Source organism: Enterococcus sp. 9D6_DIV0238 (assembly GCF_002174455.2).
GTDB classification, from domain to species: domain Bacteria; phylum Bacillota; class Bacilli; order Lactobacillales; family Enterococcaceae; genus Enterococcus_L; species Enterococcus_L dunnyi.
Map to the genome: position 1 here is coordinate 3,044,411 of NZ_CP147246.1, position 23,950 is coordinate 3,068,360.

Annotated in this window: 19 protein-coding genes; 17 read left to right on the forward strand and 2 right to left on the reverse strand. The window is 37.3% G+C overall.

Annotated elements, in window-relative coordinates:
* Positions 1–385 precede the first annotated feature (385 nt).
* The 7 genes from A5889_RS14360 to tig all read left to right on the forward strand — a co-directional run bounded on the left by A5889_RS14360 (position 386) and on the right by tig (position 7,107).
* Positions 386–1,384, forward strand: a complete 999-nt coding sequence (locus tag A5889_RS14360) for an IS30 family transposase (protein WP_087639480.1) — start codon at positions 386–388, stop codon at positions 1,382–1,384.
* 114 nt (positions 1,385–1,498) lie between these two features.
* Entirely contained in the window at positions 1,499–1,822 is a 324-nt protein-coding gene (locus tag A5889_RS14365; protein WP_087639481.1) for a winged helix-turn-helix transcriptional regulator, read from the forward strand.
* Between the two features lie 89 nt (positions 1,823–1,911).
* Positions 1,912–2,520, forward strand: a complete 609-nt coding sequence (locus A5889_RS14370) for a hypothetical protein (RefSeq protein ID WP_087639482.1) — start codon at positions 1,912–1,914, stop codon at positions 2,518–2,520.
* A gap of 303 nt (positions 2,521–2,823) precedes the next feature.
* Positions 2,824–3,420, forward strand: coding sequence for a DUF805 domain-containing protein (locus A5889_RS14375; RefSeq protein ID WP_207114634.1), 597 nt, complete (start codon positions 2,824–2,826; stop codon positions 3,418–3,420).
* A 300-nt stretch (positions 3,421–3,720) separates the two neighbouring features.
* Positions 3,721–4,194: a GNAT family N-acetyltransferase gene (locus A5889_RS14380; protein ID WP_087639483.1), complete on the forward strand. Its 474-nt coding sequence runs from the start codon at positions 3,721–3,723 to the stop codon at positions 4,192–4,194.
* Positions 4,195–4,559: 365 nt separating this feature from the next.
* Complete coding sequence (locus A5889_RS14385; protein ID WP_087639484.1) at positions 4,560–5,684, forward strand: zinc ribbon domain-containing protein; 1,125 nt, start codon at positions 4,560–4,562, stop codon at positions 5,682–5,684.
* A 139-nt stretch (positions 5,685–5,823) separates the two neighbouring features.
* Positions 5,824–7,107 (forward strand): trigger factor, encoded by a 1,284-nt coding sequence (tig, locus tag A5889_RS14390; RefSeq protein ID WP_087639485.1) that lies wholly within the window; start codon positions 5,824–5,826, stop codon positions 7,105–7,107.
* Between the two features lie 60 nt (positions 7,108–7,167).
* On the opposite strand, the gene A5889_RS14395 is transcribed toward tig, so the two are convergent.
* Positions 7,168–8,028, reverse strand: coding sequence for an alpha/beta hydrolase (locus tag A5889_RS14395; protein ID WP_087639486.1), 861 nt, complete (start codon positions 8,026–8,028; stop codon positions 7,168–7,170).
* 179 nt (positions 8,029–8,207) lie between these two features.
* Here A5889_RS14395 and allC point away from each other — a divergent pair, with 179 nt between their 5' ends.
* The 7 genes from allC (at position 8,208) to arcC (ending at position 17,739) form a co-directional block, all read left to right on the forward strand.
* Complete coding sequence (gene allC, locus A5889_RS14400) at positions 8,208–9,434, forward strand: allantoate deiminase (protein ID WP_087639487.1); 1,227 nt, start codon at positions 8,208–8,210, stop codon at positions 9,432–9,434.
* A gap of 18 nt (positions 9,435–9,452) precedes the next feature.
* The gene (gene allE / locus A5889_RS14405; RefSeq protein ID WP_087639488.1) at positions 9,453–10,238 is read left to right on the forward strand and encodes a (S)-ureidoglycine aminohydrolase; all 786 of its coding nucleotides are present in this window, start codon (positions 9,453–9,455) and stop codon (positions 10,236–10,238) included.
* 23 nt (positions 10,239–10,261) lie between these two features.
* Positions 10,262–11,329: an ureidoglycolate dehydrogenase gene (gene allD, locus A5889_RS14410; RefSeq protein ID WP_087639489.1), complete on the forward strand. Its 1,068-nt coding sequence runs from the start codon at positions 10,262–10,264 to the stop codon at positions 11,327–11,329.
* An 802-nt stretch (positions 11,330–12,131) separates the two neighbouring features.
* Positions 12,132–13,181, forward strand: coding sequence for an ureidoglycolate dehydrogenase (gene allD, locus A5889_RS14415; protein ID WP_087639491.1), 1,050 nt, complete (start codon positions 12,132–12,134; stop codon positions 13,179–13,181).
* Positions 13,182–13,439: 258 nt separating this feature from the next.
* Positions 13,440–15,197, forward strand: a complete 1,758-nt coding sequence (gene fdrA, locus A5889_RS14420; RefSeq protein ID WP_087639492.1) for an acyl-CoA synthetase FdrA — start codon at positions 13,440–13,442, stop codon at positions 15,195–15,197.
* A 68-nt stretch (positions 15,198–15,265) separates the two neighbouring features.
* Entirely contained in the window at positions 15,266–16,534 is a 1,269-nt protein-coding gene (locus A5889_RS14425; protein WP_087639493.1) for a DUF1116 domain-containing protein, read from the forward strand.
* A 266-nt stretch (positions 16,535–16,800) separates the two neighbouring features.
* A complete protein-coding gene (arcC, locus tag A5889_RS14430) occupies positions 16,801–17,739 on the forward strand; it encodes a carbamate kinase (protein ID WP_087639494.1) in 939 nt (312 codons plus the stop codon).
* Positions 17,740–17,783: 44 nt separating this feature from the next.
* Here arcC and A5889_RS14435 read toward each other — a convergent pair whose 3' ends face one another.
* Positions 17,784–19,421, reverse strand: a complete 1,638-nt coding sequence (locus A5889_RS14435; RefSeq protein WP_087639495.1) for a PucR family transcriptional regulator — start codon at positions 19,419–19,421, stop codon at positions 17,784–17,786.
* 178 nt (positions 19,422–19,599) lie between these two features.
* Here A5889_RS14435 and A5889_RS14440 point away from each other — a divergent pair, with 178 nt between their 5' ends.
* The 3 genes from A5889_RS14440 to allW all read left to right on the forward strand — a co-directional run bounded on the left by A5889_RS14440 (position 19,600) and on the right by allW (position 23,902).
* Complete coding sequence (locus A5889_RS14440; protein WP_087639496.1) at positions 19,600–20,808, forward strand: pyridoxal-phosphate-dependent aminotransferase family protein; 1,209 nt, start codon at positions 19,600–19,602, stop codon at positions 20,806–20,808.
* Positions 20,809–21,014: 206 nt separating this feature from the next.
* Positions 21,015–22,292, forward strand: coding sequence for an MFS transporter (locus A5889_RS14445; protein WP_087639497.1), 1,278 nt, complete (start codon positions 21,015–21,017; stop codon positions 22,290–22,292).
* Positions 22,293–22,444: 152 nt separating this feature from the next.
* Entirely contained in the window at positions 22,445–23,902 is a 1,458-nt protein-coding gene (gene allW, locus A5889_RS14450; RefSeq protein ID WP_087639498.1) for an allantoin permease, read from the forward strand.
* The last annotated feature ends 48 nt before the right edge of the window (positions 23,903–23,950 follow it).

Below are 23,950 nucleotides of genomic sequence, written 5' to 3' on the forward strand. Positions count from 1 at the left end.
TTTTGTCGTAGTCAAATTTTATAAAAAATACGAGATCACACGAATTCCTAATATTTCGCCTTATGAGGATACGGAGATATTTATTTGTGTGGGAAAAAATTTATAAAAAAATAAAAATCCATGTAAGGTAATTTGCTTCGACTTTTACGGCGAAAATTAAATACACCCTTTAGTGTTTCTAGTTTTTTATTCTTAACAAATATACCGATTGTATTCTTTTTTGAAACTAGAAGAAAGTTGAATGCTGTATGAACGTGATCTTGTCAGAATATACATTCTTTTTTCTTTCTAGAATGTATAATTTAAGTGCAACACCAGAAATTGAAGGTGGAAAATCCTGTTATAATGGTGTTGACGAATTATATCGACTAGGAGGTATTTAGCTATGACTTCATATACACACCTTACGATACGTGAGCGGGAAATGATCTTTCTCTATCATGGTTTTGGTTTTACTATTCGTAGAATTGGACGTTTAATCAAAAGAAGCCCTTCTACTGTTATGAGAGAGCTTAAAAGGAATACTACTAAGTTTAAAGAATATTCACCTTCTCAAGCGCAAAAATCGTATCATAAGAATAAGCAGAGATGTGGGCGAAAAAAAATATTGGATCAATCACCGTATAAAGAAACCATTCGCAAACTCCTTTTTGAAGATCAATGGTCTCCAGAACAGATATCGAATAGAATTAACTTAGAGAATAATGAATCGGTTGTCAGTTACCCGACGATTTATCGATCTATTTACAATGGTCTATTTGATGATGGATTTCCTGTAGGTAGTCCTGGAGCACGAAAAATGTTAAGACGGAAAGAAAGAAAGTCAGTGACTAAGAGAATCGGCGATCGTCGTGGACGGTTTACGGATGTGAAAACGATTCATGAACGGCCAACAAAAGCTGAAAATAGAGAAGAACTTGGCCATTGGGAAGCTGATACTGTCTTGGGACACCGAGGAAAATCATGTCTCGTCACACTCGTTGATCGGAAATCTCGATTTTTATTAGCTGGAAGAATTCCTAAAAATGATTCAATTTGTGTAAGGGATATGATTGTAAAACTACTGTCACCTCTAAACAAAAGCCATCGCAAAACCATTACACCAGATAGAGGACCGGAATTTGCTAAATACAAGTACTTCAGCAGATTATGTGGTATTGACTGTTACTTTGCAGACCCTTGGTCTCCATGGCAACGCGGAACAAACGAAAATACAAATGGACTGATACGAGAGTATTTGCCTAAACGGACGGATATGACTCCAGTTTCAGAAGAGTATATTCGCTCAGTCGTTCATAAATTAAATAACCGACCAAGAAAATGTCTAAATTGGAAAACCCCATATGAGATATTTTACGATAAGTCATTAAGTTTTATTTCGTGACCGTGAGGAGAAATTTACAAAAATTTTGTTAAAAATATGAAGAAGTGAAAGAGACAGAGTATAATATAAGTTGTCTAGCTAAAAAAGAATAGATTTAATTTGAAAGGAAATATAATGATAAAAAAAGAAGAAATGCCTTTATGTGACGTTGCAACTACAGTTCAATTAGTTGGTAGTAAATGGAAGCTCTTAATAATTAGAGATCTTATCTCAGGACCCAAAAGAACATCACAACTTAAACGTTCTTTGTCGGGTGTTTCTCAGAAGGTTTTAACTGAAAGCTTGAGTTCAATGATAGAGGATGGTCTTGTGGATAGGATAGATTTAAAAAAAGTTCCTCCTCATGTTGAGTATCAATTAACACCGCTAGGAGAATCATTTTTACCAGTTATCGAATCTATGAGACAATGGGGAAAATACTACAAATCTCAATTATAAATCATGGTTACATTTTTGTGCCTACTTCACAAAAGGATTCTATTAATTTAATATTGATTTAAACAGTTTTTGATGAGGAGAAGATGTAAATGAGTATAGAATTATTTGAATTTACACCCGTTCATACTACTTCTAAATTAGTAGAATTTGAAGGTGAAGCAGTCTTGCAGGTAATCAAAAGTGAAAAAATAATGGAATTCGATGAGAATACTTATTGTAAAGTAGAAGACATTTCATTTCACAACGGAGTAATTGAAGTAAAAGTTCTAAGTAGGTTATTACCAGATGCACCTGATTTCGCAAGAGGGTTCATAGGAATTGCCTTTCGAATTAATAAGGATGATTCTTCCTTTGAATCATTTTATATCAGACCCACAAATGGAAGAGTGTCTGATCCTATTAGAAAAAACAGAGGAACACAATATTTTTCCTATCCCAATTACACTTTTGATTATTTTAGAGAGCGAGGAATTACAGATTTTGAATCTTCAGCTGATATAGGTCTTGATGAATGGATTACAATAAAAGCTGTCATTGAGGATCAAACCGCAAATTTCTATGTGAATGACGAAGAAACACCAACTCTTATTGTAAATAATTTAATATTAGGTTCTGAAGCAAGAGGTTCAATTGGTCTGTTTGTGGATATTGGTACACAAGGTTTCTTTAAAGATTTAAAAATCACTTCATATGACTAATACAAAATGACTATGGAATTTCTTAAGCCAAATAAATAGTAATATAAAAACTGTGTATACAATAAGAAAAAGTAATTGAAAAATTTTAAACTTATATCAAATGAAAAAAACGTTGCACTTAATTAGACAATTCTAGTTGAATGAAAAGCGTTATTTGATGAGTTTAAATAATGGTTTCATTGACGAGGATCATTGCACCGTTAACCATAAATCTTTTTTACTCCTTTTTCAGAACAGTACAAAAATTACTTGAAAAAAATACTGACACAATGTAAACTATTGTAATGAAGAAAGGAGTATTTTATGAAAACTATTGAAGAAACAGGGAAAGTTTCATTTCCCCAAGCAGTAAAAGATTTTTGGAAAGGCTATGCTGATTTTAGAGGGCGCTCAACTCGTGCAGGTTTTTGGTGGGCGAATTTGTGTATTGCTATTATTTATGTTGTTCTATTTATCATCATAAGCACTAATTCTGCCAGTCGATCTTATTATGAGTCATCTGTGAGTCCAGTTCTATTATTTATCATTGTCATTTTTTCTCTGGCATTAGTTGTGCCCATGTTGGCACTGACAGTGAGAAGATTAAGAGACGTAGGGTTAAAGAGCAAAGCGATACTTGCATTGATGGTCCTTTATTACGGATTATATCTTACATTTGTTTTGAGTTTTTATTCATCATTTTTAAGCTCGATCACAAGTATGCTTTATCAATATTCTGATAGTTATTCAGCACCTACTATTATGAGTAGCAGTTCACCATTGTTTATTTTCTTGTTTATGACATTAGCAACGTTCGTTTCTGTATGTCCATTTTTACCGACAAATATGTTGGCGACTAAAAGCAATAATCCTATTTTAAAATCTATTTTTTCTAGTACGTACGAAAATATCACAGAATAGTTTAAATCAAAGCAATAAGTTGAGAGCTATAAATGATAAAGTATGTAGCTTATTTCTGATTTTGATATTTATTTAAAGACAGGGCTGTCCCTGTCTTTTTTTGCATATTATAGTCTTTAGTACGTATTTTGATATATGTATGGTGAGGAAAATAGTAAATCGTATGAATCAAACAAATTTGAAGGTAAAAAAATTATCAATAGATTTCAACATTTATAAGTAGTAAACTGGATTAACAAATGTTTTAAAGAAGTTATTAGGAATAAGAAATTTTAAGAATGTGATAGAAAGGAAAATGATATGACAAAACATACTACAGAAATCAAAATTGTTAAGACAAACTCAGAAGACGAACATTTTCTTTATCTATGTCGATTGTTGGATGAAGACTTAGATCATCAAAGCTACAATGAAAAAGATAAAGAAGCTTACTCTCTTTTTAATGAGCCTCTTAAAAATCAATTGGTATTTATAGCCTATGATCAAGAGCAGCCTATCGGTTGCGCATCACTTAAAAGATTTGATCAAAATCATGCAGAGGTTAAACGAGTATTTGTCAAAAATGAATATCGTTCAAAGAAGATTTCTTGGCAATTGATAGATATTTTGGCTGATGAAGCGAAGAAACAGGGGTTTCAGAGGTTGATTTTGGAAACGGATATTTATTTTTTTGGTGCAATCAAATTTTATGAAAAATATGGCTTTACGAGAATTCCAAATTTCCCGCCTTATGAAGAGATGGAGACATCGATTTGCATGGAATATGAATTGTGATAAATAAAAAACACAGTTGATTGTTTATGTTGGTATAAATAGAAAGCAACATGGTGCTTTAATTAGTTACGCTATGTTGCTATTTTTGATAGAAAGTACTGCTGCGTAACGGATTATTTAGCGACAAAAGACATGGTCATTTTAGTTGCTAGAAGAATACATTTAGTATTTAAAGAAAGAGCTTGTTGATGATTAGGGATTTGTTGTCTATAATATGAATGACTTTACATATCTAAAATGGGACTGAAATTTTTATCACCGATACTTTTGTTCCATTGAAAGCACTACAAATCATTTGATACAGAGAGGACAAAAAATGTCTTTCTTTAACTGAAAACTATGACTCATTTCAATCGGAGGAAAAAATGGAAAACGCACATCTGATTCAAAATAAATGTAAGACCTGCGGCGCGCCCATGGGTGATCCTAATGCGCAAAGATGTTCTTACTGCATGATGCCGCAGCAGGAAAACAGTGATCAACAAGCATTTCTGTGTTCAAATTGCGGCTCTTATCTTGATCACTACATGGGGGGATTCAAGTGTGCCTATTGTCAGTCTACGTTCTCTTTGAATGATCAAATGGGCTTAGACAAAGCCTTTTTTGGGAAACAAGAAAACCTGGATTTAGAGGTTTCACAAGATCAGGCCAAAACGGCTTTTTATGAATGGTTGGCTAAGAATGATTTATCTCAAGGAGAAATAGAAAGTATAGAGATAAAGCCGTTATATGTTCCTTATATGATCGCGACTATTAAATATCAGGCAATATTTAGTGCGGATATCGGTCAAGAAGCGTGGGGACCATACGTTGAGATAAATGGTGTTGAGAAAAAAAGAAAAGTGATGGAATGGCAAACCGTACAGGATCATTTTGAAAGTTCTTCGATCAAGAGTTATCTGATCACAACAGAGCTTTCTTTAGAAGTTCAAAGTTTTGCAAAAAAAGTTGAGTGCAAAAAATTCATGGAAAGAGCGAGAGCGCTCAAAAATGAAGAGCGGGAAAATGATTCATACTTGCCTGTGTCATCTAAAAGTGTCGAAGCGGTCACAAGAATAGTAAAAAAACATATTCCGATTTCTGCAAAGAAGCTAGCTAAATCCAAGCTATCGAGCAGTGAGGTAAAAGAGTTGAACATTGATTCATTAAAATATGAAATGGCTTCCGATTATCTTTATGTCCCATTTTGGCAAGTTTTTTACAAATATAAAGGAAAAAATTACCAAGTATTGATCACTGGAATGGATCGAACAGAGCTAGTTATAGACGGGAGTCGGCCAACGATTGAAAAAGCACGCGCGATTGCCGAAAAAAAGGAAGTTCAGTCCTATAAAAATCCGTTTAGCTTTACTATTTTACTTATTTTTTTAGCAGCTATCGCTATGTTTAAACCAATCAGATTGATCATCTCTGTTTTACTTGGTGTTTATTTGCTAGGGTGTCTAGCTACAGCTCTCAAGAACGCTAAAGCTAAAAAAAATAATCTATGAGAGAAAAAATATAAAAATCCGTGAATATTTTCGCTTCTTCCCGCCTAAAATGTTTACATTTAACTAGCTATAGTGTACTATTTAAAGGTATGCATAACATCAATTCATGTATAAAATTAAGTTATTCGGAGGGAAACAAATGTCTGCGAAATGGGAAAAAAAAGGCACCAACGATGGTGTGTTAACTTTTTCAGTTGATCAAACTTTAATTGAAAAAGGCTTGAAACAAGCATTTGATAAAGTCAAAAAAAATCTTAACGTTCCAGGATTCCGTAAAGGGAAAGTGTCACGTCAAGTATTTAACCGTATGTACGGTGAAGAAGCATTGTATGAAGATGCTTTGAACGCTGTATTACCAGAAGTTTACGAAGCAGCTGTGAAAGAAGCTGGGATCGATCCAGTATCACAACCAAAAATCGACGTTGAAAGCATGAACAAAGGCGAAGACTGGGTCGTAACTGCAGAAGTAACAGTAAAACCTGAAGTAAAATTAGGCGAATACAAAAACTTAACAGTTGAAAAACAAGACCGTGAAGTAACGGATGAAGACGTAGATGCTCGCATCCAACGCGAATTAGAAGCACAAGCAGAATTAGTGATCAAAGAAGACGAAGCTGCTGTTGAAGGTGACACAGTTGTCATCGACTTTGAAGGCTTCAAAGACGGCGTTGCTTTTGAAGGCGGCAAAGGTGAAAACTACTCTCTAGAATTAGGTTCTAATTCATTCATTCCAGGCTTTGAAGACCAATTAGTTGGTAAAAAAGCTGGCGAAGAAGTTGAAGTAAAAGTAACTTTCCCAGAAGATTATCAAGCGGAAGACTTAGCGGGTCAAGAAGCTGTTTTCCAAGTGAAAGTACACGAAGTAAAAGCAAAAGAATTACCAGAATTGGATGATGAATTTGCGAAAGACGTTGATGATTCAGTTGAATCATTAGACGAATTAAAAGAAAAATACCGTAAAGAATTAACAGAATCTAAAGAAGCTGCAGCAACAGAAGCTAAAGACGAAGCAGCAATCCGTCAAGCAGTTGATAATGCTGAGATCGTTGATCTTCCACATGTCATGGTACATGATGAAGTACACCGTTCAATGGATGAATTCTTGAACAACATGCAACGTCAAGGAATCGCGCCTGATATGTACTATCAATTAACTGGTACAACAGAAGCTGACTTGCACAAACAATTTGAAGCAGAAGCAGAAGTTCGTACGAAAACAAACCTTGTGATCGAAGCGATCGCTGCAGCTGAAGATATCGAAATTACTGAAGAAGAGATCGAAAACGAAATCAAAGATCTTTCAGAACAATATAACATGCCGATCGATCAAGTAAAACGTGTCTTAACAGAAGATATGTTGAAACATGATATTCGCATGAAAAAAGCAGTAGAAGTTATTACTGAAACAGCAACAGAAAAATAATTCAACTAAAAAAGGCATTCCTTTTCATGAGGAATGCCTTTTTTGTTTTACTGAAAATCATCATTTTGAGGTAATTTGATCTAACCAACCGATCAATAGTTGATAAATACGCAACCCTTCTCCGTTGTTTAGGTCACGATCAAAATCATGTGGCAAATCTGAAACTTCTTCATAAGTCACTGCTGGGATAAGAGTAGCTGCTTTTCTAGATATTTCAACAGGTACATCCTGATCACCAGAGCTATGAGTTAAGAAAGCCGGTGGTAAGCTTGCTAAGTCTGTTTCAGATAAGCTAAAAGTATTTTTTTCACTAGGAGTTTTCACTAAACAATTTAACCAATTTCCAAATTGTCTACCTGATAAGTAAAGAGAAAAACGTTCGTTGATCGATATGGTTGCTTTGGGTTTAGGAGAGATCAACGCTTGTGCTGCTAGTGGTGCTACTTTAGCAAACTGGTTATAATAACTACTAGGCTGGCTAAAACGAGGATCAGTCAAATCGTAGTACCCATAGAAGCTGATCATTCCTTTTTGTTCGGTTTTTTGGTATTTTGAAGAGAGTAAGTAAGCCAAATAGCCGCCAGCAGATCGCCCAAATAAAAAATAATCAGCGTTAGATAATCCCAATGTAGTTTGATGATTAGCCAAAAACCAATCGATCGCTTTTTGAAGATAAGAGTCGATCTCAGCAAGTTTACATTCTGGTGCTAACGGGTAATCGACAGTCAATAGATTGTAGCCATTTTCTACAAGTAGTTCACAATAAGAATTAGGTAGATCATCCCGTTCACCGTAAACTAGACCACCACCATGGAAATAGAGTAGTGTGGCTTTACTTTCAGTTGTGTTTTCATCAGAATAAAAGGTCAAAGATAACAGTAGATCGTCTAATTGAGCATAGCAAAATTCTTGTTTTAGCATGAGAATTCCTCCGTAATTTTAAATAGTTTCACGAACTTATTTCTATTTTAACCCAAGTAAACCCAATATTTATGTTTAATGCGCACAAAGATAAGAGTTAATTTGTGAAGGTTGGATAGTGTGTGAAAATCAGGAACCGCTTACAATGAATATGATAACAAAAGAGGGAGATGTATCAAATGGATTTAAAGAAAGTGTTACAAGAAAATATCGATCACTTATCTAGTATCGGCAATGATCCAACCGGCGGAATGACACGCTTGTTATATTCTGATTCATGGTTGGCAGCACAAACATCTGTAAAAGAAAAATTAGAAGCAATCGGTCTGACCGCTTCATTTGATGAGATCGGGAACCTCTTTGGCAGAATAGAAGGAACAGAGTTTCCAGAAGAAACGGTTCTATCAGGATCACATATAGACACCGTTGTAAATGGAGGAAACTTAGATGGTCAGTTCGGTGTGATCGCAGCCTATGTAGCGATCCAGTATTTGTTAGAAACACACGGAAAGCCAAAACGTTCATTAGAAGTCATTTCGATGGCAGAAGAAGAAGGCAGTCGTTTCCCGACAGTTTTCTGGGGCAGTAAAAACTTTGTTGGTGAGGCGAAGAAAGAAGACGTCGTAGACATCGCTGATTTTGAAGGCTTGAAATTTGTGGAGGAGATGCACCGCCATGGCTTTGACTTTAGAGATGAAACAAAAGCTGTGCGCAATGATATCAAAGCATTTGTAGAAATCCACATCGAGCAAGGAACAGTTCTTGAAAAAGAAAATCTTCAAATTGGTGTCGTCAATAATATTGCCGGACAAAGAAGATATACGATCGTCTTAAAAGGTGAAGCAAACCATGCTGGAACAACACCAATGGGCTACCGTAAAGATGCAGTCTACGGTTTTGCCAAAATTTGTTCACAAGCAATCGATCGTGCGCTTGAGGTCGGTGATCCTTTAGTGTTGACTTTCGGAAAAGTCGAACCAAAACCAAATACAGTGAACGTTGTTCCTGGTGAAGTCTTATTCACGATGGATTGTCGTCATACGGACAGTGGCGAGTTGCATGCATTTACGCAAGAAATCGAGGCGTTGATGAGAAAAATCGCTGCGGAGCATGAATTAGAAATCGATATCGATTTGTGGATGGATGAAGCGCCAGTACCAATGGATCAAGAAATCGTAACAGCGATCGAAGCAGCTGCTAAAGCGGAACATATGGAGTATAAAGTCATGCACAGTGGTGCCGGTCACGATTCTCAAATCATCGCTCCTAATTTTCCAACTGCCATGATTTTTGTTCCAAGTATCAATGGGATCAGTCATAATCCAGCAGAAGCGACAGACATCGATGATTTAGTCAATGGCGTAAAAGTATTAGCAAGCACGTTGTACGAATTAGCATATAAATAAGAAAGTAGGCAAAATAAAATGGGGTACAAAAATAATCAAACAGGCTATCTTGACGGTTTATTATCTTCAAGAGCAGTCATCAAAAAAAATAATTACGCACTAATTCCTCATGATGGATTAGTGAACAATGTGATTCCAGGTTTTGAAAATTGTGATTGTTCGATTTTAGGCTCAAAACAATTAGGCGCAAATTTTGTCGATTACATCATTACCCTTCATAAAGATGGTAAAAATGAACGTGGTTTTGGCGGTGAAGGAATCGAGACGATCGTCTACGTGATCGATGGTGTCCTAAAAGTCAGCGATGGCACTGAAACTCATGAAGTAACTAAAGGCGGCTATGTTTATTTACCAGCAAGCACATTGATGTATTTAGAGAATGGTCAAGATGCTGATACGGAGATTTTCTTGTACAAAAAACGGTATCAACCATTAGAAGGCTATGAAGCACATAAAGTTGTTGGAAATGTCAATGACATTGAACCGATTGAATATGAAGGAATGAAAGATGTTTTATTATGGGACTTCTTACCGAAAGATTTAGGTTTCGACATGAATTTCCACATCCTTTCATTTGAACCTGGGGCTAGCCATGGGTATATCGAAACACATTACCAAGAACACGGAGCGTACTTACTTTCAGGACAAGGCATGTACAATTTGGATAATGAATGGATGCCGGTCGAAAAAGGGGATTACATCTTTATGAGTTCTTATGTACAACAAGCGGCATATGCTGTTGGCCGTGATGAGCCTTTGATGTATGTCTATTCAAAAGATTGTAACCGTGATCCAGAAATTTAATTTAGTGAAGAGGAAGTTTAAGAATGAATGAAACTGTTGTAGTGAAACCAGAAGAATTGCATGCATTGATTGAAAATAAATTAGAAAAAGCAGGTCTGAAATCAGAGCATGCAGAGGAAGTGGCGACACACTTGGTATTTGCAGATGCTTGCGGTATCCATTCACATGGCGCCGTTAGAGTGGAGTATTACGCAGAACAAATCGACAAAGGCGGTGTAACCCTTGATCCAAAAATTGAATTTGAAGAAACTGGACCAAGCTCAGGGATCGTCCACGGAAAAAATGGAGCTGGACAATACGTAGCGGATGTCGGTCTTGGCTATGCGATCGATATGGCGAAAAAATCCGGCGTAGCTGTTGTCGGTATTTCTAAAATCAGTCATAGTGGTGCACTTTCTTATTACGTGAAAAAAGCTGCACAACACGATTTAGTTGCGATCGCAATGTGTCAGTCTGATCCAATGGTCGTACCATTTGGCGGGAAAGAAAACTATTTTGGTACGAATCCGATTGCATTTGCTGCTCCTAGAAAAGATCATGAGCCGGTCGTTTTTGATATGGCAACAACAGTTCAGGCATGGGGAAAAGTATTAGATGCTCGTTCTAAAAATAAAGACATTCCCGATACTTGGGCAGTCGACAAAGATGGAAAACCTACAACAAATCCGCATAAAGTAAATGGTCTATTACCGATCGCAGGACCAAAAGGATATGGACTGATGATGATGGTGGATATCTTATCCGGTATGCTTTTAGGCTTACCATTTGGGAAACATGTATCATCGATGTATGATGACATCACTAAAGGCCGCGATGTTGGTCAAATGTATATTTTGGTCGATCCAAGATGTTTCACAGATCTAGATATGTTTAAGAATTCTGTGAATGAGATGGTGGAAGAGCTTCATGAGATTCCAGCAGCTGATGGTTTTGATCAGGTCTATTATCCAGGTGAAATCAATCAAATCAATTATGAAAAATCAATGGCGGATGGTATTGAGATTGTCAAAGATATTTATGATTATCTGAAAAGTGATACGCTGCATTATGATCGGTATGAAAATACGAACGCTTTTGGCGAAAAGAAATAATTAGATTGAACTAATGTAAAAAAGTAAAAGGACTTTCACAAGAAAGTGTTAAATATTAATGTTATCCAGCTACACAGACTAGCTCTTCGGAAAAAAGATAAAAATAGAGTGAGACAAAAAGCGTCTCAATCGATTTTTCCTATTTTTCTGTCAGAGCTTGTCGAGCCTGTTCCGCTTTTAAATGTTATCCAGCTGCACAAATCAATTCTTAGGAAAATAGATAAATTGCCAGTGAGACAGAAAGCGTCTCAATGTCAATTTCCTAATTTTCTACAGGATTAAGCGATTTGTTCCGCTATTAATGTTATCTAGCTGCACAAATCAATTCTTAGGAAAATAGATAAATTGCCAGTGAAACGAAAAGCGTCTCAATGTCAATTTCCTAATTTTCTACAGAATTAGGCGATTTGTTTCGCTTTTACTGTTATCCAGCTACACAAATCAATTCTTAGGAAAATAGATAAATTGCCAGTGAGACAGAAAGCGTCTCAATGTCAATTTCCTAATTTTCTACAGAATTAGGCGATTTGTTTCGCTTTTACTGTTATCCAGCTACACAAATCAATTCTTAGGAAAATAGATAAATTGCCAGTGAGACAGAAAGCGTCTCAATGTCAATTTCCTAATTTTCTACAGAATTAGGCGATTTGTTTCGCTTTTACTGTTATCCAGCTGTACAAGCCAACCTTTCGGAAAAAAGATAAAAATAAATTGTGGTAAAAAACACCACATTTTATTTTTCCTATTTTTCAGTCAAGGTTGAACGTCTTGTTCCGCTTTTATTAAAAGGAGGGATTCACTTATGAGAGTTACGAAAGCAGAGTTACATCAATTGATCCAAGACAAAATTGCAAAAGCAGGGTTATCAAATGAGCATGCAGCGATCGTCAGCGATGTGTTGACTTTTGCCGATGCTAGAGGGATTCATTCGCACGGGGCAATGCGTGTAGAATATTATTCCGAAAGAATTGCAAAAGGCGGGATTACAAACGATCCAGCTTTCTCCTTTGAGCAGACTGCACCAAGTTGTGGAATGTTTGAAGGTGATAATGGCTCAGGTTTTGTGGCAGCAAAATTGGCTATGGATCATGCGATTGAAATGGCAAAAGAAAATGGCGTAGCAGTTGTTGGTGTGCGTAATATTTCTCATAGTGGAGCCCTCGCTTATTATGTGGAACGAGCGGCAGAACAAGATATGGTTGCTTTATCTGTTTGTCAATCTGATCCGATGGTGGTACCATTTGGCGGAAGTGAGCCTTACTTTGGTACAAATCCGATTGCCTTTGCAGCACCAAGTAGTGATGAACGCATCATCACGTTTGATATGGCAACGACTGTTCAGGCATGGGGCAAGATTTTGCATGCTCGTTCGAAAAAAGAAGCCATTCCAGATTCGTGGGCAGTCGATGAAAAAGGTAATCCAACAACGGATTCTACAGCAGTTAATGCTTTATTACCGATCGCAGGACCAAAAGGTTACGGTTTGATGATGATGGTCGATGTCCTGTCTGGGATTTTATTAGGTGTACCATTCGGCAAACACGTTTCTTCAATGTATCATGATTTGTCTAAAGGACGTGAATTAGGACAGCTTCATATTGTGATCAATCCAGAATTTTTCATTGGAATAGATACATTCAAAAAAAATATTTCTGCAATGTTGGATGAAATCAAACAAATCAGTCCTAGTTCTGGATTTACAGAAGTAAATTATCCTGGTGAACGAGGACGGGCACGAGAAAAAAATTATGAAAAAAATGGAATTGAGATCGTCGATGATATTTACCAATATTTGATCAGCGATGATATTCATTATGATCGCTATGATCATAAAAATAAATTTGCTGAATAGCTTTTCAATTTTGCTGAAAATCACAGCGAAGATATTTGAGCTGATGATGAACAGTACGAGACTTTCGTAAGAAAGAGTTGAACATTTTTTCGATAAGAGCTTATACGAGCTCACTACACTTTTAAACGTATCCAGTTTCATAGGCTAACTCTTCAGAAAAAAGATAAAATCTGTATGTGACAGAATGCATCACAGACATATTTTTCTATTTTTCAATCAGAGAGCCTATTACACTTTTAAACAAATGGAGGAATTTCAATGCTGCATACTATAATCAAAGCGAACAGCTATCAGGATTCCATCGTATTGATGTTATTGACGAACAAATTAAATACGATTGATGGTGTTCATAATGTCTCTGTTATGATGGGGACTCCAGCGAATAAAGATATTTTTAAAACTGGTGGTCTATATACAGATGAATTAGAAAAAGCGTCATCAAATGATATGGTGATTGTTTTAGATATCGAAGATGATTCGTTGATCGATCAGGTATTATCAGAGATCAATGTATTTTTAGAAGAGCAAACAAAAGGCGGCGGAGATGGCGCTGGAGAAGAAGTTGCCAAAACTTGGGACAAAGCTTTTGAGTTAGGAAAAGAAGCTGGCGTAGCTGTATTCTCTATTCCTGGAACACATGCAGCACTTGAAATCGAACGAGCGTTAGATGAAGGAAAACATGTTTTTTGTTTTAGTGATAATGTAGCGATCGAAGATGAGAAACGCTTGAAAGAAAAAGCGCATGAAGCTGGACTTTTACTAATGGGACCAGATTGCGGTACGGGTATCATTAACGGTATTCCTGTAGCTTTCACTAATGCTGTACGTAAAGGAAAAATCGGTGTTGTTGGTGCTTCAGGTACAGGTATTCAAGAAGTAACAACGATTATCCATAAATTAGGCGGTGGTGTGACGAATGCAATTGGTACAGGAGGTCGCGATTTAAAAGAGGAAATTGGTGGTATCACGCTTAAAGACAGTATCATGACGTTGGAGAAAGATCCTAATACAGAAGTGATCGTAGTGATTTCTAAACCACCAGCACCCCAAGTTCGCGATGAAGTGCTGAACCTTTTAAGAAGTATCTCTAAGCCTGCAGTGACGATTTTCCTAGGAGAGAAACCAGATGCACATGAAGAAAATCTCTACCGTGCATATACACTTGAAGAAGCTGCTCAAATCGCCGTTCAACTGTTGAATAAAGAAGCTGTTACACCAAGAAAAGAAAGCTTGAATGTACCAGCACATACGCTGAAACCTGAACAAAAATATGTGAAAGGTTTATACTCCGGCGGTACACTGGCTTATGAAGCAGCGATGCTCATTAAAGAAGGTTTACACTTATCAGAGGGAGAACATGCACCAGAAGGTTTCATTTTGAAAAATCAAGGGCACGAAATCATCGATCTAGGTGATGATATTTATACTCAAGGGAAACCGCATCCAATGATCGATCCAACAAAACGTAAAGAAATGCTGGAAGAAGTAGGAAAAGATCCTGAAACAGCTATTATTTTGTTAGATGTTGTACTAGGTTATGGTTCCCATGCAAATATGGCACAAGAACTTGCTCCTACGATCAAAGAATTAAAAGTACAAGCAAAAAATCAGGGAAGAGAATTGTTTGTCATCGGTACAGTTGTCGGCACTGACGAAGATACTCAAGATATTCATGAACAAGAAACGATCATGAAAGAAGCTGGAGTGATACTTTGTGATAGTAATGCTCAAGCGGTTCGCATGGCGCTAGCAATTTTAGAACACCCGCTGACAGTAGAAGTAAAAGAAGTTTTACCGCAGTCAGCAGTGACTCCTGTTTCGATAGCACCATCTGAAGCAATGTTGGCGTTATTGACAAATCAAGGATTTATCAATATTGGCTTACGTAGTTTTTCTGAAGCAATCACAAATCATGGCGGTAAAGTCGTTCAATATGATTGGCAACCAATTGCAGGTGGAAATATCACACTACAAAAAGCATTACAATTTCTAAAAAAAGTAGAATTAGGCAAATAAGATTATCAAGCTATTCAAGCTATTAAAAGAAATACAGCTTGTTCAGCTTTAATGGAGGCTAACAAAAAATGTCATATAAAACAATCGATGAAGCAAATCAGGCAGTTGCAGCTAAAATCGTTGCCGGTTCTCCTTTTTTATTAGATGTAGTTCCGGCAAAATCAGTGATCAAAGAATTAAATGAAGGAAAAGTCTTGCTACATGCTGGACCGCCAATTACTTATGATAAGATGGTCGACCCTATTCAAGGCGCTTGCGTTGGCGCTGCCCTATTTGAAGAATGGTGCGATACTGAAGAAGAAGCTAGAGAAATGCTGGAATCAGGGGAAGTGAAGTTGATTCCTTGTCATCATGTAAATGCTGTAGGTCCAATGGGCGGTATCACATCTGCGAATATGGCGGTATTAGTCGTTGAAAACAAAACAGACGGTAATCGCGCATTCTGTACAATGAATGAAGGAATCGGTGCTGTATTACGTTTTGGTGCCTATTCAGATGAAGTGATCACTCGTTTAAGATGGATGAGAGACACGTTGGCACCTGTCTTGAGTGCAGCCTTGAAAACAAAAGAAGATGGTTTGAATATCAACGTTTTAATAGCAAAAGCAATCGCTATGGGAGATGAATTTCATCAACGAAATATTGCAGCTTCATTGGCTTTCTTAAAAGAAATGGCGCCGATCATTGTTGGTTTAACAGATATCGATCAAGTGAAACGCGAAGAAGTTGTTCAGTTTTTAGCTGATACAGATCAGTTCTTCTTAAATGTGATGATGGCTTCGGCAAAAGCGGTGATGGATGGAGCTAGACAAATCCAAGAAGGAACGATCGTCACAGCTATGTGCCGAAATGGACATGATTTTGGGATTCGAATTGCTGGAATGGGTGATGAATGGTTTACAGGTCCAGTGAACACACCACAGGGATTATATTTCTCTGGTTTCAGTGAATCAGATGCGGCACCAGATATGGGCGATAGTGCGATAACGGAAACCTTCGGCGTTGGGGGCATGGCAATGATTGCAGCACCGGCAGTAACTCGTTTTGTCGGTTCAGGCGGCTTTTATGATGCGTTGAATACAAGTGATGAAATGACAGAGATTTGTATCGACACGAATCCGAATTTCCCTGTTCCAACTTGGGATTTCAAAGGCATCTGTTTAGGAATCGATGCTAGAAAAGTTGTCGAAACAGGAATACTTCCTGTGATCAATACAGGAATTGCTAACAAAAAAGCTGGCTTAGGTCAAATTGGTGCAGGAACAGTCACACCGCCAATTGATTGTTTTGAAAAAGCTGTCTTAGCTTATGCGAAGAAGTTAGGTTTTACAGAATAATCCATTTAGAAGAGACTGGGACATAACTCTACAAGTTACAATCCAGTCCCTTTAAAAACAAATGAACGGTGGGAACAGAAGCTACTCCTTTTATTTCTAGGAGCTAAACACTTCTGTCCCGACCTCTTCTAATGAAAAAGATAGATCAACTTAGACCACTTACTATTGTTGTTGAAAAGGAGGCAGCTTTAGCAAGCGTTATTTGTTATGCCTAAATGTTCAATCTCGTTTAGTAAAATGACAATCAAGAAAATGGAGGAAGAAAGATGGCAAATCGTGTCGTGATCGCACTTGGAGGTAACGCGATCTTAAAACCAAATCAAGAAGCAACATTAGATGTACAATTAGAAAACGTAAAGCTTAGTGCAGAATTGATTGCTAAAATAGAAGAATTAGACTATCAAATTGTGTTGACCCATGGAAATGGTCCGCAAGTAGGAAATATTTTAAGACAAAATGAAGAAGCCAAAGATGTTGTTCCGCCATTCCCGTTAGATGTTTGTAATGCTGAATCTCAAGGGTTTATCGGATATATGTTGGAGCAAAGCTTGAAAAATTCTTTGGAAATAAAAGGTTTGACAAGTAATGTCGTTACTCTTTTGACACAAACAGAAGTTTCAGCAAAAGATGAGGCCTTTGAGCAGCCAAATAAACCAATTGGCATTTTCTATTCTGAAATAGAAGCCAAAAAGATGGAAAAAGAAAAGGGTTGGGTCATGATGGAAGATGCTGGTCGAGGCTATCGTCGTGTTGTGCCATCACCGCAGCCCAAAGCGATTCATGGCGTAGACGCTATCGTTAAGTTATTAAATCAAAATACGATCGTGATTGCCGGAGGAGGCGGAGGGATTCCTGTGGTCCGCTGTCAAAATGGTTTACTGAAAGGAATCGAAGCTGTGATCGATAAAGATCGTACGGGTAAAAAATTAGCCGAGCAAATCGATGCAGATACATTCATGATGTTGACCGATGTAAGCAATGTTTATATCAATTACGGTAAAGAGAACCAAGAGAAGCTTGAAACGATTTCTGTCAGTCAAGCTCAGCAGTATATGGATGAAGGACATTTTGCTGATGGCAGTATGGGTCCGAAAATGGAAGCTGCGATTGCATTTGCTAAACAGGGAAAAACAGCGATCATTTGTTCATTAGAAGAGGCAGACTTAGCTTTATCAGGACAAGCAGGAACAAGAATCACAGGCTAAAAAAAGAAGTTGACCGAATCTTTCTGATAGGTCAACTTCTTTTTTTAATGTTGATTTGAACGTTCGGATAATTCTAATGCCAGGCGTAAGTTTAGGCTGTTGATAGGGTCTTGAATATTTTTGCCTAATAATTTAGCACAGTGATCGATCCTATATTTGATTGTATTTCGGTGTAGGTACATTTCCTTGGCTGTTTTAGAAATCTCACATTGAAAACTTAAGTAACATTTGAGCGTTTTTCTGAGCTCGATAAAGGAATCTTCGGTTGGATAAGCGAGCTCTTTCAAAGTCGTTTCGCAGAAATAATGAATGTCCTCGGCACTCATTTTTTCAAAAAGACTCTTCATTCCTTTAGGGTGATAGCGATGGATCAAAGGTGTCTCCGTCATCGCTAAAGTTTCTTCATAAGCGGTTTTTGCTTCAATAAATGAGCTGGCGATTTGCTCAGCCGTTTCATATAGATTTCCTAAAGAAAAAGTAAGTGTGATCGGTAATTTATCAGAGAGTTCAAGCGAAATCTCCTGTAAGATCTGCTCCAAGTCATTGACTTTACTTTGGATCAGAATAGCAAGATGATTCGTATTTTTTACTTTGAAAATACTTGTGTATTTTACTCTGTGCGGTAAACTTTCTTGAAGCCATTGAAAAGCAACATCACTTTCTTCCTGCTGGTACTTGATTTTTGTTGCGGTTGTGGTCGTTTGACTACAGACGGCATACACGATTTGGTATTGCGTACTTTTCTTCAGTCCGTAATTAGCACCTAAATCAAGCCAGTCACGTTGTACCTGGTGAGGTGTTTGCTGATGTTCGATCAGCTGACCTAAAAAATCACTTTTCAAAAGCTCAAGTGATTCTTGGACTTTTTGATTTTTGTACAGCATGAAAGACAGCACCAAGCAAGCTTGCTCCACTGCAAATTCAGACATTGGGTAAGGAACTTGTTCTGGGTTTAAAATCAATAAATAATGCGGAAAATAGGTGTTCACTGTTACCGAAAAGCCTGCAATTTGAAGAGGGAGTTGATTTAAGTCATCGATAATAAATGAAGCATGACTATCTTCGTTCCAAGATTTGTATTTTTCAACTAATTGTTCAACGTAATATTCAGCAGGTTTAGACGTTTGGGTAAAGTGCTTAGAGTGTGCAATTACTTTACGATAAGGGCTCAGTAAAATCACCGGTGTGTTGATCATCTTTCCAAAGTCAGCAATGAATCGTGCGATACTGACATCATGGATCAGTAAGTCTGAAAAACGTTTTTGGATGTCTAACGCATAACTCAGTTGTTCTGTTTTTGTATCCCACAAATAATTCAAAAGTTGGTGCAACAGGGCGCCTAAAGGCTGTGTGCTAGGAACCTGAACGATTGGGAATTTGATTTTATTTGCATAAGCAACGACCTCAGGATCGATCGTTTCGATAAAACGCCCCACTTTGATTCCGATTCCTGCAGCTTCTTGTTCTTTTAAAGAATCGATCAAGGAAATGAGTGCTTGCTGATTGTCTTTATACACCATCGCAGTGGTTAGTAGAAAAATTCGTTTAGGGATAAAGTTAGCCACGTCAGGCGTTTCCGATATTTCAATACTTTCTACGATAGTATTTATCTGTGCTGGATGTGTCAATAGTTTTAAATCAGAAAAACGTGGTATTTTCAATAAATCTTCTAAAGTAGTCAATCAATTGCCTCCTAGAATATACAATAATGAGAATATCTCTATTGTAAATGATAGCGTATCCAGATTCAAGAATGGTTTGTGCATATTAACCGAATATTGTATGTTTTTGTTTAATAATGACAATGACTTTTGCGCATATAAGAGTACGATGGAAATAAAACGGAAAAGAGGAATAGTTATGTTTTCAGAAATATCAGTACCAAGTAGAACGATTATGACACCAGGGCCGGTAGAGGCACATCCCGTTGCTTTAAGGGCTATGTCAGCGTCTATTTTAGGTCAATTTGACCCATCTTTTCTTCAAATCATGGATGAAGTCAAGGAAATGATCAAAATTCCTTTTGGAACCAAAAATGAGCAGGCGTTTGCGATCGACGGTACTTCTCGATCTGGTTTAGAAGCGGCATTGATCGCATTGATCGAACCAGGAGATAAAGTATTAATTCCTGTCTACGGTCGATTTGCTTATCTTTTAGGAGAGATATGTGAACGTGCTCAAGCAGAAATCCATTATCTTGAAAAAGAATGGGATGCACCTTTTGAGCAGGATGAGGTCATTCAAGCAATAGCAGAATTTCAACCGAAAATAGTAGCAATGGTCCATGGTGAAACAGCTAACGGACAGATGCAGTCATTGGATAAAATCGGTCGATATTGTCGGGAAAATGATCTCTTCTTTGTCGTGGATATGGTTGCAACTTATGGTGGTGTACCTTTAGAAATAGACGAATGGGCAGTCGATATCGCTATTGCAGGTACACAAAAATGTGTGAGCGTACCTTCTGGTTTAGCATTGATCACCTATAATAAACGTGTAGAAAAAGTATTGGATGCCCGTTATCAAAAAGAGCTAGGGCTAAGTAAAGATATTCGCAATGAAAATCATATCAGCAGCAATTATCTTGATCTAAGCCAACTGCAACGTTATTGGAGTGAGGAACGGATCAATCATCATACGGAGGCGACCAGTATGGTTTATGGACTGCATGAAGGTTTGAGAATGCTGATTCAAGAAGGCATGGAAAATGTTTATGCTCGTCATGCATTGAATGATCAGGCAATCATTGCAGGCATAAAAGCGATGGGACTTGGATTTTATGGTCAATTGAGCACAAAGATGCCGACCGTCACACCGATCATGATTCCTGAAGGGATCGATGGCGAGAAAGTACGCGCATTGATGTTGGATGAGTTTGCTGTTGAGATTGCTTCTTCTTTTGGTGCCTTACAAGGAAAAGTATGGCGTATTGGAAATATGGGCTACAGCAGCCGTAAAAGTAATGTTCTTCATGTATTGTCGGCTTTAGAAGGTGCATTGAATTATTATGGCGCCGCTATTGCGAAAGGTGAAGCGGTAAAAGCTGCTTTGGCGATTTATAAAAAATAGCTTCACATAGTTTGTGTGAAAGAACAATTTATTGTTCGTTTTGCACAAACTTTTTGCTAAGTTTGTGAAAAGTAATGATGAACGAAAGATTGCTACCGCTTACAATTAAAGCGAATAAAGAAGTGATTTCTCTATATATTTCATAGCAAAATGCACAAACTTTGTCTAAAATCATATATAGAAAAATAACAGTTGGAGGAAAAGACATGGATGCAACGAATGAAAAAGTAAAGAGTTCAGGAATGGATTACTGGAAAAAGATTGTCATACTATTATGTGCCGGCTGGGTAACGATTTGGGTATACCGTTCGGCGTTATCACCTGCTTATCCGCAAATCAATGAGTCCCTTGGAGGGAATATTTCTGATACTGCTTTAGGATTTATTTCTACTTGTTATTTCTTTGGTTATGTAGCGATGCAGATTCCAGCAGGATTTTTAGTAGATAAAATCGGAAAGAAAAAAGTCTTGATCCCTGGGTTTATCATATTTGGTATTGCAGCATTTTTGATTTCTCAAGCGACAAGCATCTCGATGATTTATTTTGGTAGTGTCTTAGCTGGTTTAGGTTGCGGATCATTTTATGGCTCAGCTTACTCATTGACTTCTCAAAATATTCCCCAAGATAAAAGAAGTTTTTCAACAGCGATCGTTAATAGCGGTTCGGCAGTAGGTTCGGGTTTAGGATTGATTTTATCAAGTTTCTTGGTTGTTCAATTACAATTTCCTTGGCAAACAATGATGTATATTTCTGTTGCGTTGATCGTAGTGATGTTGATCGCATTTATCGCAATTATTCGTAATAATAAAGAAGATGCTGAATTTTTAGCTCAATCCGCTGCAGAAGAAGCGAAAGTAAAAACGGAGACTGCAGAAGTGATTGAAAAAGAACAAGTATCGATGAAAAAATTATTTTCACCAAAAATGCTATTTGCCTATATTTTATATTTCGCTACTTGTTATGCGTATTATATGACGGTTACTTGGCTGCCGAACTTTTTAGGTACAGAACGTGGCTTTGAAGGTGCAGCGATCGGATTTTCTGCTTCACTTGTAGCGTTTGCTTCCATTCCAGGGGCGTTGTTCTTCAGCCGTTTGGCAGATAAGTTTATGCATAAAAAAGTACAGTTTATTGTCGTTTTAGAATTTTTAGCAGCTGTGATGTTATTGTTGACAGTTCAAGCAACAAATTCAACATTGTTATTAGTCGGTTTGATTTTATATGGATTTTTAGGAAAGCTTGCAGTGGAGCCGATCATCATATCTTGGTTGGGTGAAAATGCCCCTAAAATCGGCATCGGAACCACTCTTGGCGTATTCAACTTTTTCGGTATGATGTCTTCAGTCATTGCACCAACCTTGACGGGCTCTATCTCAGACGCAACGGGTTCAAAAGAAATGGGTTTTTATATTTCAGTTATCTTATTGGTAGCGGGAACAGCTTTATTCTTATTAGCGAATCTTAAGAAAAAAAAGGCTGAATAATTAAGTAAATAATGAGATGTGTTTAACTTCTGGAACTGAATAGTGCAAGGAATTTAGACACATCTTTTTATTATTGCTTACCATGCATCGTTCGATCGATTTTCTATTTTTATCCTACATTTTTTGAAAGCGCTTAAAAAGGAGGCGAAGAAATGACAAACCAAGATTATCAAATCACTGAATCCGAATTACAGGAATTTCGAAAGCGAGGATACAATGATGACCTATTGCCTAAGCCGTTATCTAAACGAATGATGGGCAAGCTGAATTACTTTACGCTATGGATGGGTTCCGTCCACAATATTCCAAACTATACAGCAGTTGGCGGCTTTTTATTTTTAGGCTTATCACCAATCAACATTATGCTGGCGTTAGTTTTAAGTGCACTGACGGTTGCGTTGTTTATGACATTCAATGGTCGTGCAGGTTCAAAATATGGGATTCCTTTTGCTATGCATTTACGTTCGACTTATGGCGATCTTGGCGCAAAATTACCAGGATTTCTTAGAGGCTGTGTCGCAGCGATTGCTTGGTTTGGTTTGCAAAATTATACTGGTTCATTAGCGTTACTGATTTTGATTGGAAAAATTTGGCCGGGCTTTTTAACACTAGGCGGAGGAACAACGATTTTAGGTATTTCAGTTCCAGGCTTGATCGCATTCACACTTTTTTGGGCGGTAAATATGTTGATCGGACTAGGTGGAGGAAAAATACTAAACAAGTTCACTGCGATTTTAAGTCCGTTGATTTATATTGTATTTGGCGGGATGGCGATTTGGGCAATTCGAGTCGCTGGAGGAATTGGTCCGATTTTATCTTATAATGTGGCTGGAGCAGCGCATAATATTTCGCCGATTTTTGTTTACTTTATGATCATGAATTCCGTTTTAGCAGTTTGGGCGGCACCGGGAGCTAGTGTTTCTGATTTTACACAAAATGCGAAATCGACCAAAGATCAAACGATCGGCCAAACTGCCAGCCTACTTGTAGGGTATGGAATTTTCGCTTTTTCCAGTGTAGCGATTTTGATTGGCGGTTCGATCCATTACGGGATTCAGGAATGGAATATCTTAAATATCGTTGATCGCTGGGAGAACTCATTTGCGATCATTGTGGCGATGCTGGTTTTCTTATTAACGACTGTTTCGACAAATGCCACAGGAAATATCATCCCGGCTGCGTACCAATTATGTGCATTATTTCCGAAAAAAATCGATTATAAAAAAGGTGTATTACTGGCAAGCATCATTAGTTTTCTGATCATGCCATGGAAGCTGATGGAAAATTCAGCAAGTATATTCATCTTCTTGAATACGATCGGTGCAGTTTTAGGACCTGTTGCCGGCACGATGATTGCGCATTATTATTTTGTTGAAAAGCAAACGATCGATTTGGATTTGCTTTATATGGATCAGTCGAAAGATAATAGCCATAATCGCTATAAGGGTCTAGATAAATCAGCATATGTCGCAACGATCGTAGCATTAGTTATTTGTTTGAGCGGTCATTTTATTCCAGCTTTTAAAGTGATTTCTGATATTTCTTGGTTAGCGGGTTTTGCTTCAGCGTTTTGTCTGTACCTTTTATTAAGAAAATTTTTGAAAAAATAAGTACGGTAAAGGTTAGAACAACTAGCTAAATGGATTGAATCGATTAGA